Raw genomic sequence first — 10,050 nt, 5'->3', positions numbered from 1 at the left:
CGCACCTACACCGTCGAGGTCGAGAACGGCCTGCTGCAGGACCGGGCGACGTTCGCGCGCGACGTCGCCCGCGTGCTGGGGCACGAGCGCGGCTGGCGCACCGACGGCTGGGCGTTCACGGAGGTGGCACGGGACCCCGACGTGCGCGTCATGCTCGCGAGCCCCGACACGGTCGACCGGCTGTGCGCGCCGTTGCTCACGCGCGGCGAGGTGTCGTGCCGCAGCGGCGACCGGGTGGTGCTCAACGTCAAGCGGTGGGTCCGCGGCGTGACCTACTACGGCGACGACCTGACCGGCTACCGCACCTACCTCGTCAACCACGAGGTCGGGCACGCGCTCGGCAAGTACCACGTCGGGTGCCCCGCGCCGGGCGCGAAGGCGCCCGTGATGCTGCAGCAGAGCAAGGGCCTCCAGGGCTGCGTCAAGAACCCCTGGCCCTGACCACGACACCGGGCCCGTCGGAAGGCGTCGGGCCCGGTGGGCGTCGGACGGTGCGGTTGGGAGTCTCGTCCACGATCCCGAGTGCGAGACCGCACCGTCCGACGTCTCGACCGTCGCACGGCGTGCCGCACCCACCGGACAGCCCGGCGCAGACATCCGTACTTCGGCGCCTCGTTTGCGTAGACCTCGATGCCGGCGCTGCGGTCACCAGTCGACGCTGTGGCACTCCGGCGCGCGGCACCCCTCGACCTGGAGGGTGGCGTGCTCGACGTGGTGCCGCTCGCGGAGCACCGAGCGCGCGTCGGCGAGCACACGGTCGAGCGCGGCCGGGCCGGTGCTCGCGCCGGCGGCCACCAGGTGGGCCGTCGCGACGTTCATGCCCGAGGTGAGCACCCAGACGTGGAGGTCGTGCACGTCGTCGACTCCCTCGACGGCGCGCAGGTCGGCGACGACGGCGTCGACGTCCATGCCGTCGGGCACGTGCTGGCCAAGGACGGCGAGCACCTGGCGCGCCAGCACCACCGCGCGGACGGCGACGAACACGCCGATCGCCAGCGCCACCACGGTGTCCCACCGCGCGGAGCCGGTCGTCGCGACCAGCACGCCGGCGACGACGACCCCGACCGAGCCGGCGGCGTCGGCCACGACTTCGAGGTAGGCGCCGCGCACGACGAGCGACTCACCCGCGCCCGCGTTCAGCAGCACGAGCGAGACGACGTTGACGAGGAGACCGAGGACGCCGACGACGATCATCGGGCCGGTCTGCACGTCGACCTGCGAGCCGATCCGCGAGACCGCCTCGACGACGACGTAGACCGAGACGCCGAGCATGACGAGCACGGCGAACCCGGACGCGAAGACCTCGGCACGGTAGGAGCCGAAGGTGCGTCGTCCGGTGCGGTCGGTGCGGGTGGCGATGCGCGTGGCGGCCAGCGCGGCGCCGAGCGTGACGACGTCGGCGGCCATGTGGCCGGCGTCGGAGAGCAGCGCCAGCGACGACGCGAGCAACCCGTACACGAGCTCGACGACGAAGAAGGCGGCGACGAGCGCGAACACCACCGCGAGCCGTCCGCGGTGGCGCTGGCTGGCGGGTCCGCCGTGACCGTGACCGTGGCCCATCAGCCGACCTCCTCCGGTGCGGCGAGCCCGACCAGCCGGGCCCCGGTGGCGAGCAGCTCGTCCGTGGCCTCGGGGTGCGCGAGCCGGTAGTAGGAGGAGCGGCCCTCGTGACGGACGTCGAGCAGGCCGCAGTCGCGCAGGCAGGCGACGTGCGCCGAGACGGTCGACTGCGCCAGACCGAGGTGGGCGGTGAGCTCGACCACCCGGTGCTCGCCGAGCTGCAGGTGGCGCAGGATGCGCAGCCGACCGGGGTCGGCCAGGCCGTGGAACAGCCGAGCGGCGACGACCGACCCGTCAGCCCCCGTGAGCTCGGGGTGACGGTGCCCCTCGTGCTCGCGCGGTGCGTCGTGCCCGCGGGCGCGGTGGCCGTCGCCACTGTGGTGATTGATCGCCATTCGTCGATGATAACGCCGACCGGCGCTGCTGGCGAGACCCCCGCCGGCGCGCGCGGGCGCTCAGGCGACGGCTACTACGATGCGTCGTAGCCGTCGACCGCATCCTGCGGTCGCCCCAGGAGGTCTCCCGTGCGCTCGTTCGTCCTCGGTCTCGTCGCGACCGTCGCCCTGTTCGCCGCTCCGTCGCCCGCCCTGGCCCACGCGTCGGTCGAGTCGTCGGACCCGCAGGACGGCGCCGCGCTGACGGCCCTGCCCGAGACGGTGTCGATCACGCTCAGCGAGGACGTGGGCAGCGGCGCCGTGCTGCGCGTGCTGAGCTCCTCGGGCACCCGTCTGGACGACGGCGACGTGACCGTGGCCGGACGTCGCGTGCTCGTGGGGGTCCGGCCGGGCGAGGCCGCCGCCGGCTCCTACCGGGTCGTCTACCGCGTCGTGTCGGCCGACGGGCACCCCGTCAGCGGCGAGATCCCCTTCACCGTCAAGCCCTCGACCGACGGCGCCGGTACCTCGGGCTCCGACTCCGCGCCGGGCTCCCAGGACGACGTGACCGTGACCGACGTCGAGGACGACCCCTCCCAGAAGTGGGCGCCGCTGTGGGTGATGGGCTTCCTCGTCATCTCCTCCGGCCTGCTGATCTACATCGTCAAGGCCGGGCTCACGTCGTCGGCCAAGGAGGACGAGGACTGACACGCGTCGCGTCGGGTCCCGTCAGAGCCAGCCGTTGGCCTCGGCCACGCGCACCGCGGCGGCGCGGTTCTCGCCCCCGGTCTTGCCGATCGCGGCCGACAGGTGGTTGCGGACCGTGCCCTGCGACAGGTGGAGGCGTTGCGCGACGACCGCCACGCTCGCACCGTCGCGAGCGGCGCGCAGCACGTCGGTCTCCCTCTCGGTGAGCGGTGAGTCGCCGCTGACGAGGCTGTCCGCGGCCAGGGTCGGGTCGACGACGCGCAGGCCCGCGTGCACCCGGCGCACGGCGTCGGCGAGCTGCGTGGCGGGCACGTCCTTCACGACGAACCCCGACGCACCGGCCTGCAGGGCCCGCCGCAGGTAGCCGGGCCGGCCGAAGGTGGTCACGACCAGCACCCGCGTCCCGAGGCCCGCCGCGACCACCGCGCGCGTGGCCTCGATGCCGTCCAGGCCCGGCATCTCGATGTCGAGCAGCGCGACGTCGGGGCGGTGCTCCCGGACGGCGTCGAGCACGTCGGCACCGGAGCCGACCTCCGCGACGACCTCGAGGTCGTGCTCCAGCGACAGCAGCGCGGCGAGCGCACCGCGGACGAGCGCCTGGTCGTCGGCGAGCAGCAGACGGATGGTCACGACGCCTCCCGTCCCACGCGCAGGCTGAGCCCGGGGTCGAGCGAGCGCACGACGACGGTCGCGCCCACCGCTGCGGCGCGTTCTCGCAGGCCGGCCAGTCCGTGGCCGCCGTCGGACCCGCCCTCGTCCCACCCGCGCCCGTCGTCGCGCACCTCCACCGCTCGGGCGTCCACCGTGACGGTGCACCGACGCGCAGCGGCGTGGCGCACGACGTTCGTGACCCCCTCGCGGACCGTCCACGCGAAGAGGTCGCGCAGGTCGGTGGGGACGTCGTCGACCGTGCCCGGCAGCGACGCCTCGACGTCCGCCGCGGCCAGCGCCGTGCGGGCCCGGGCGATCTCGCCCGGCAGGGTGATCTCGCGGTAGCCCTCCACCGCGCGACGGACGTCGGCGAGCGCGTCGCGGCCGAGCCGCTCCAGGTCGCCCACCTCGGCGAGCGCCCGGGGCCGGTCGGCGTCGTCGCCGGACTCCAGCAGCCGACGGGCCAGCTCGGCCTTGACGGTGATGACGGTCAGCGAGTGGCCGAGGATGTCGTGCAGGTCGCGGGCGAAGCGCGTGCGCTCGTTCTCCACGGCCAGCTCGGCGTTCTCGGCCTGCGCGAGGAGCAGCTGGGCGTTGCGGCTGATCAGGGCACGGACACCGAAGATCGCGACCGACCCGGCGAGGACGGCGAAGGCGAGCCCGGCCTGGCTGCCCCAGCCCTCGACAGCCCCGAGTCCGAGAGACCCGACCACCGCGAGCACGACGAGGGCGGCAGCCACGACCAGCCGGAAGAGCAGGACCGCGGAGATCGCGACGTAGACGACGCATGCCGTCCCGACCTCGCCGAGCAGGGCCACGTCGGCGGCGCACAGCACGACCAGCCCGACGAACAGACCGAGTGCGCGCGCCGGCGGCGGCGTCCGGTCGGCCATCCAGCGCTCCCGACGCGCCTGCCACCAGATGAGCATGTAGAGCGCGGCGAACAGGACGGTCACGACCAGTCCGCCGATCCCGGCCGCCTCGTCGCGGCGCGCCCACGCCGCGAGCAGAGGGTCGCCGAGGAAGAACAGCCAGATCAGCGCGAACCACGGACCGTAGCGTCCGGTGGGGACGGCGACGGTCCGTGGCGCGCTCATGTCGGGCAGCGTACGGCTCACCCGCGGGCCGTGTCCTTGCTCATCCGCCAGGCCGCGCCGGCGACGAACACGACCAGCCAGGCGACGGCGTTGACGACCGCGTACCAGGGCAGCTCGCCCGTGAGCGGTGCGCGGCTGATCTCCGCCACGCCGAACATCGGGGTCACCGACGCGACGTGCCACAGCGTCGTGCCCTCGGTGATGGGGATGAACAGGTTGCCGAGGAAGGCGAACAGCGCGAGCCCGGGCCCGAGCAGCTGCATGGCGTTCTCGCCGGGCACGACGTAGCCGACGAACAGGCCGAGCGCCGCGAAGACGAAGGAGCAGAGCAGGGCCAGCAGCGCGCAGGCCAGCCACCGGCCGGCCGGAAGGTCGGCCCGACCCTGCAGCAGCGCCGCGCCGTTGACGACCGCGACCGCCAGGGCGCCGAGCACCAGTGCGCAGGCCGCCTTCGTGGCGATGTAGGCGAGCGGGTGCAGCGGCGTCAGGCGCAGCTGCCGCGACCAGCCGACCGACCGCTCGAGCGCGACCGACGAGCCCGCCGACGCGGTGGTCAGCGCGGCGCCGTAGAGCGCCATCGAGACCATGACGTAGGCCGCCACGTTGCCGTGACCCACCCGCTCGTCGCTGCCGCTGCTGCCCGCGAAGGCGAAGTACAGCGCCGCGGGGAACAGCAGCGAGAAGAAGACGGTGCGTCGGTTGCGCAGCATCCGGCGCAGCTCGAGCGACAGGAGGACCCGGTTGAAGCCTCCGAGGCGAGGGGCCCGGCGGGTGCCGGGGGTGGCCCCGTCGACCGGGGTGGCGGTGTCGAACGGGGTGGCGGGGGTGCTCATGCGGGGGTCCTCTCGTCGGTGCCGGTGAGGCTGAGGAACGCGTCCTCCAGGCCCCGTCCGACGATCTCCAGGTCGTGTGCGGTAGTGCGGGTGAGCAGGTGACGCGCCACGGCGTCGGAGTCGGTGGCGTGCACGACGACGCTGCTGCCTCGTACGTCGACGCCGTCCACGCCGGGCAGCGCGGCGATCTCGGCCACCGTCGCGTCGTCGACGTCGGGGCAGGTCGCTCGTACGGTGCGGCCGACGGCACGGGCCTTGATCTCGGCCGCCGTCCCGTCGGCGACGACGCGACCGCCGCTGACGAGAACGATCCGGTCGGCGTAGGCATCGGCCTCCTCGAGGTAGTGGGTCGCGAACATGACGGTGCGACCGTGCCGCGCGTCGTCACGGATCGCGCTCCAGAAGGTCCGGCGCCCCTCGACGTCCATGCCGGTGGTGGGCTCGTCGAGCAGCAGCAGGTCGGGGTCGCTGAGCAGGGCGAGCGCGAACCGCAGGCGCTGCTGCTCACCACCGGAGCACAGCCCGACCCGCCGGTCCGCGAGGCGCGTGAGCCCGGCACGCTCGAGCACGTCGTCGACGTCGCGCACGTGGGTGAAGAGGCTGCGCACGTAGCGGACGGTCTCGGCGACCGTCAGGTCCTTCAGCAGCCCGCCGCTCTGCATGACCGCGGCGACCCGACCCTGGGCGACGGCCTCGCGCGGCTCGAGGCCGAGCACGTGGACCGTGCCGGAGGTGGGTCGACCGAGGCCGAGGACCATGTCGAGGGTCGTGGTCTTCCCGGCGCCGTTGGGGCCGAGGAAGGCCACCACCTCACCGGGGCGGACGACGAGGTCGATGCCGCGCACGGCCTCGACGTCGCCGAAGGAGCGACGCACCTGCTGCAGGCGCACCGCGTCGGGTCTGGTCTGGTTCATGCCTCGAGCATGGCCCGCACGGCGGGTCCGGCCCCGGATCGCGCGTCACGACCTCGCCGTGACGGATGTCAGGGGTCGCGCCATCGGGTCAGCGGCGCAGGAACCGCTCGAGCAGCGGGCCGGCGGTGCCTGAGCCGGAGTCGCCGTCCACCACGAGCACGGCGACGGCGAGGTCGCCCTGCGTCGCGATCATCCAGGCGTGCGTGCGGGGCGGCTGGTCGTCGCCGTACTCGGCGGTTCCCGTCTTGGCCCCCACCGGGCCGCCCGGCAGGTCGCGCAGGAACGCACCGCTGCCGTCGGTGACGACCGCCCGCATCAGTCCGGACAGGCTCGTGGCCTGCGCCCGGGTCACCGGCTCCTCGGGCTCCGGCGCCTCCTTCGCCCGGCGGTCGGGCAGGAGCACCGGGGTCCCCGTGCCGCCGTGGGCGACGGAGGCGGCGACCACGGCCATGGCCAGCGGGGAGGCCTCCCCCCGGCCCTGGCCGATGACCGAGGCGGCGCGCTCGGTGCCGTCGGCCTGCGTCGGCACCTGCCCGAGGAAGGCAGGCATCCCGAGGTCGACGTCGCGGCCCAGCCCGAGCCCGGCTGCCGCGGCCGCGAGCTCCTCCTGCGACGCCCGATCCCGCTCGGCGATCATGGCCGTGTTGCAGGACTGCGCGAAGGCGGTCCGCAGGGGCACGTCGCCGACCGCCGAGGCGGGGTAGTCGGAGTAGTTCGTGAACCGTCGGCCGTCCACCGTCAGGGTGGGGGTGCACGGCACCTGGCTGTCCGGGGTGAGGCCCGAGCGCAGGAGGGCCAGCGCCGTTGCGACCTTGAAGGTCGAGCCCGGTGCGTACCGACCCGTCAACGCTGTGTCGGCGCCGTCGCCGCCGGGGCCGCTGGAGACCGCCAGCAGCGCACCCGTCGACGGCCGGATCGCGACGATCGCGCTGGCCGGGCCGACGTCGGTGAGGATCCGGTCCGCCGCGCCCTGCAGGTCGGGGTCGAGCGTGGTGCGCAGCGGCTTCCCGGCCTTCGGGTCGCTGGAGAAGAGTCGCCGGGACTCGGTGTCCGGGTCGTCGTCGACGGCCAGCACCTCCACGCCGGGGGTGCCGCGCAGCTGCTCGTCGTAGCGCGCCTGCAGCCCGGACAGCCCCACCGGGTCGCCCGGGCGGACGGCACCGTCGGACGCCTCGACGACCTCTGCGGTGGCCTCGCCGACGGTTCCGAGCAGCGGCTGCCCGAACGCCCGCGTCGGGGCCAGCGGCAGCGTGCCCTCGACGGCCAGTGACCCGGGGATCGCGGCGAGCTCCTGCCGGGTGGGCACGTCACCGTCGGCACGCAGGACGAGCCCCTCGACGAACGCCTGGTCGCCGGCCGCCTCGACCCGCCGGCGGTAGGCCCCGGGGTCGATGCCGAGCAGTCGCGCCAGCCGCTCGGCCGACGTCCCGGCAGCGTCGGGGTCGACGTCGGTCTTGTCGATCCCGACCCGCACGACCGGTCGTGCGGTGACGAGGACGGCGTCGTCGGCGCCGAGCACGTCGCCTCGCTCGGCCGGCGTCGTGCGCACGCCGAGCGTCTCGCCCTCCTCGACGGGCGCCACGACGGACGACTCCCAGCGCACGCGCCAGGCCCCGTCCTGCTCCACGAGGGTCGCAGCGGTGTCGTACGTCCAACTGGCCCCGCCGATCGTCCACCGGTGCCGGAGCTCGGCGGTGGTGACGCCGTCGTCCTCCTCCACCGACGTCACCCGCACCCGTTGCGTCCCGCCGACGTCGCCGACGACCCGTTCGAGGTCGGCCTGGTTGCGGGTCCCGTCGCCCGTCGTCGGCACCGACGTGACGTCGCCCTTCGACAGTCCCGCGGCGAGCGTCCGGGCCGCGTCGTCGGGGTCGGGGCCGCCGAGGCTGCACCCGGCCAGTACGCCTGCGGCCAGCAGCGGTGCGGCACCCGCGACGACGACGCGGACACGGGCGGGGCGACGCAGACGCATGACGGCAGTAGACCAGCCCGGGCCGCACGGTCGACGACGGCGCGCGGCAGCCTGCGCCGCGCCCTGTTCAGGTTGTCGGCAGGTTCGCGTCCCTACGGTCCCACCCATGACGACGCGAACCTTCGCCGCTTCCAAGGTCCCCTCCGTCCTGGCGACGTTCTGGGTGGTGAAGCTGCTCACCACCGGCATCGGCGAGACCGGGTCGGACTACCTCGGCACGGTGAGCATCGCGCTCGCCGCAGCCATCGGCATCGGCGGCTTCGCCCTGGCGCTGTGGACGCAGCTGCGGGCAGACCGGTACCACCCGGTCCGCTACTGGACCACGGTCCTCGCCGTCGCGGTGTTCGGCACGATGATCGCTGACGGTCCGCACGTCGTCCTCGGCACGCCCTACTGGGTCGACTCGCTGGTCTACCTCGCGCTGCTCAGCGTGGTGCTCGCGTGGTGGCGGCGCAGCGAGGGCACGATCTCGGTCCACTCGATCACGACGGCCCGACGCGAACGCTTCTACTGGGGCGTCGTGCTGCTGACGTTCGGCCTCGGCACCGCGCTCGGCGACGCAGCCGCCGTCGACGCCGGCCTCGGCTTCGTCTGGTCGATCCTCGTCTTCGGGGCCGCCATCCTCGTGCCCTGGGGCCTGTGGCGCGCGGGCCTGAACCCGACCATCACGTTCTGGTCGGCCTACGTGATGACGCGCCCGCTCGGCGCGTCGGTGGCCGACTGGCTCGGCAAGGGGACGAAGGACGGCGGGGTCGGCTGGGGCACCGGGTCCGTGACGCTCGCCGGTCTCGTGCTGTTCGCCGGGCTCGTCACCTACCTGGCCCTCACCCACCGCGACGTCGACAGCGCCGTGGACAGGGCCGTCGACCGGGAGACGGGCGATGCCGGCGCGGGCGGTACCCCCGTCAACGACACCCCGCGCGACGCCGTCCCGCAGCGGTGACCTTCAAGACCGCGCACTGCTCGTAGCATCGCGGTGTGTCCCCCTCCGTGCGCCTGGTCCCGATGACCGCCGAGCAGTTCCCCGCCTATCGCGAGCTGGCCGAGCGGGAGTACGCGGAGAACATCGTGGCGGCGGGGATGATGCCCGAGACCGAGGCCCGGCGGAAGGCCGCCGACGACTTCGCGAGCTCCCTGCCCGACGGCGTCGACACCGCGGACCACGAGCTCTGGACCGCGCGGGACGGCGACCTCGAGGTCGGCATGCTGTGGCTCGGGTTCACCGAGAGGTCGGACGGGCTGGTCGCCTTCGGGTACGACTTCCTGGTCACCTCCGACCGACGCCGTCAGGGCTACGGCTGGGCCATCATGGAGGCGGCCGAGCAGGTCTGTCGCGACCGCGGGGTGGTCGAGGTCGGGCTGTCGGTCTTCGGGTTCAACTCCGGCGCCCGGGCGTTGTACGAGCAGATGGGGTTCGAGGTCACCATCCTCCAGATGCGCAAGCGTCTCTGAGTCACTGCGCCGCGGAGCGGTCGCCGGACGTGTCGGCCAGCACAGGTCGAGAACGTCGACCTTCGCCAGGCCGGAGTCCTAGAGTGTCGCCAGCGGTGCCGGGACACGCCCGGCACCCACAGTTCGGGGGAACTCATGACACGAAAGATGATGGGCTGCGTCGCGGCCCTCGTGACCGCGACGACAGCAGCAGGGATCGTCGGTCTCGGGAGCACGAGTGCGTCGGCACGCGGCGAGGCGCCGACGGTGGCCGCCGCCGACTCCTACGCCCGGCAGCACGGTGCACCGCGAGCGGACCTGCGTCTGGACCGCACCGTCCAGGTGCCGGGCGGCAGCGTCGCGCACTTCCAGCAGTACCTCGCCGGCAAGCCGGTGATCGGTGCCGAGGTCGTCGTCCAGCTCGACGCCCGCGGGAAGATCCACGGCACCACCGGCGCCGTCACGTCGGCGCCGCGCAGCGTCACGGCGGCACCCGCACGCACCGAGGCG

At 74.0% G+C, this 10,050-nt stretch carries 12 protein-coding genes; 5 read left to right on the top strand and 7 right to left on the bottom strand.

Features of this window, described 5'->3' with window-relative positions:
* Nucleotides 1–441 (top strand): DUF3152 domain-containing protein (locus A6Q79_RS06575; RefSeq protein WP_317697218.1); only part of this gene is annotated, 441 nt, incomplete at its 5' end.
* Nucleotides 442–645: 204 nt separating this feature from the next.
* Here the strand turns inward: A6Q79_RS06575 and A6Q79_RS06570 are convergent.
* Nucleotides 646–1,560 (bottom strand): cation diffusion facilitator family transporter, encoded by a 915-nt coding sequence (locus A6Q79_RS06570; RefSeq protein ID WP_286689567.1) that lies wholly within the window; start codon nt 1,558–1,560, stop codon nt 646–648.
* Nucleotides 1,560–1,955: a metalloregulator ArsR/SmtB family transcription factor gene (locus A6Q79_RS06565; protein WP_083516142.1), complete on the bottom strand. Its 396-nt coding sequence runs from the start codon at nt 1,953–1,955 to the stop codon at nt 1,560–1,562. The genes A6Q79_RS06570 and A6Q79_RS06565 overlap by 1 nt, the downstream gene beginning before the upstream one ends.
* Before the next feature lie 129 nt (nt 1,956–2,084).
* Here A6Q79_RS06565 and A6Q79_RS06560 point away from each other — a divergent pair, with 129 nt between their 5' ends.
* Complete coding sequence (locus A6Q79_RS06560) at nt 2,085–2,642, top strand: copper resistance CopC family protein (protein ID WP_286689568.1); 558 nt, start codon at nt 2,085–2,087, stop codon at nt 2,640–2,642.
* A gap of 21 nt (nt 2,643–2,663) precedes the next feature.
* Here the strand turns inward: A6Q79_RS06560 and A6Q79_RS06555 are convergent, their stop codons facing one another.
* From A6Q79_RS06555 to A6Q79_RS06535, 5 genes are all read right to left on the bottom strand, one after another.
* Nucleotides 2,664–3,272, bottom strand: a complete 609-nt coding sequence (locus A6Q79_RS06555) for a response regulator transcription factor (protein WP_286689569.1) — start codon at nt 3,270–3,272, stop codon at nt 2,664–2,666.
* Nucleotides 3,269–4,390 carry a sensor histidine kinase gene (locus tag A6Q79_RS06550; protein ID WP_286689570.1) on the bottom strand — a complete coding sequence of 374 codons (1,122 nt, stop codon included), beginning with the start codon at nt 4,388–4,390 and terminating at the stop codon, nt 3,269–3,271. The genes A6Q79_RS06555 and A6Q79_RS06550 overlap by 4 nt, the downstream gene beginning before the upstream one ends.
* A gap of 17 nt (nt 4,391–4,407) precedes the next feature.
* Entirely contained in the window at nt 4,408–5,223 is an 816-nt protein-coding gene (locus A6Q79_RS06545) for an ABC transporter permease (RefSeq protein WP_286689571.1), read from the bottom strand.
* Entirely contained in the window at nt 5,220–6,137 is a 918-nt protein-coding gene (locus tag A6Q79_RS06540) for an ABC transporter ATP-binding protein (protein ID WP_286689572.1), read from the bottom strand. Before A6Q79_RS06540 ends, A6Q79_RS06545 begins: the two co-directional genes overlap by 4 nt.
* Before the next feature lie 88 nt (nt 6,138–6,225).
* On the bottom strand, nt 6,226–8,109 hold the full coding sequence (locus A6Q79_RS06535) for a penicillin-binding transpeptidase domain-containing protein (RefSeq protein WP_317697207.1): 1,884 nt from the start codon (nt 8,107–8,109) through the stop codon (nt 6,226–6,228).
* A gap of 106 nt (nt 8,110–8,215) precedes the next feature.
* Between A6Q79_RS06535 and A6Q79_RS06530 the strand changes: the two genes are divergently transcribed.
* The 3 genes from A6Q79_RS06530 to A6Q79_RS06520 all read left to right on the top strand — a co-directional run.
* Nucleotides 8,216–9,052, top strand: coding sequence for a hypothetical protein (locus tag A6Q79_RS06530; protein ID WP_286689574.1), 837 nt, complete (start codon nt 8,216–8,218; stop codon nt 9,050–9,052).
* A gap of 35 nt (nt 9,053–9,087) precedes the next feature.
* Nucleotides 9,088–9,561: a GNAT family N-acetyltransferase gene (locus A6Q79_RS06525; RefSeq protein ID WP_286689575.1), complete on the top strand. Its 474-nt coding sequence runs from the start codon at nt 9,088–9,090 to the stop codon at nt 9,559–9,561.
* A 135-nt stretch (nt 9,562–9,696) separates the two neighbouring features.
* The coding region (locus A6Q79_RS06520; protein ID WP_317697204.1) for a hypothetical protein at nt 9,697–10,050 on the top strand (354 nt) is incomplete at its 3' end.

Origin of the sequence: Aeromicrobium sp. REDSEA-S32_B7 (assembly GCF_001626145.1) — a bacterium.
GTDB classification, from domain to species: domain Bacteria; phylum Actinomycetota; class Actinomycetes; order Propionibacteriales; family Nocardioidaceae; genus Aeromicrobium; species Aeromicrobium erythreum.
Note: the sequence above shows the minus strand (reverse complement) of the source record. Positions and strands in the feature narration are given on the sequence as shown.

Excerpts from the sequence above, each read along its gene's own strand:
- A6Q79_RS06570 (WP_286689567.1), bottom strand. The coding sequence starts at position 1,560 with ATGGGCCACGGTCACGGTCACGGCGGACCCGCCAGCCAGCGCCACCGC.
- A6Q79_RS06565 (WP_083516142.1), bottom strand. The coding sequence starts at position 1,955 with ATGGCGATCAATCACCACAGTGGCGACGGCCACCGCGCCCGCGGGCAC.
- A6Q79_RS06550 (WP_286689570.1), bottom strand. The coding sequence starts at position 4,390 with ATGAGCGCGCCACGGACCGTCGCCGTCCCCACCGGACGCTACGGTCCG.
- A6Q79_RS06530 (WP_286689574.1), top strand. The coding sequence starts at position 8,216 with ATGACGACGCGAACCTTCGCCGCTTCCAAGGTCCCCTCCGTCCTGGCG.
- A6Q79_RS06540 (WP_286689572.1), bottom strand. The coding sequence starts at position 6,137 with ATGAACCAGACCAGACCCGACGCGGTGCGCCTGCAGCAGGTGCGTCGC.
- A6Q79_RS06545 (WP_286689571.1), bottom strand. The coding sequence starts at position 5,223 with ATGAGCACCCCCGCCACCCCGTTCGACACCGCCACCCCGGTCGACGGG.
- A6Q79_RS06535 (WP_317697207.1), bottom strand. The coding sequence starts at position 8,109 with ATGCGTCTGCGTCGCCCCGCCCGTGTCCGCGTCGTCGTCGCGGGTGCC.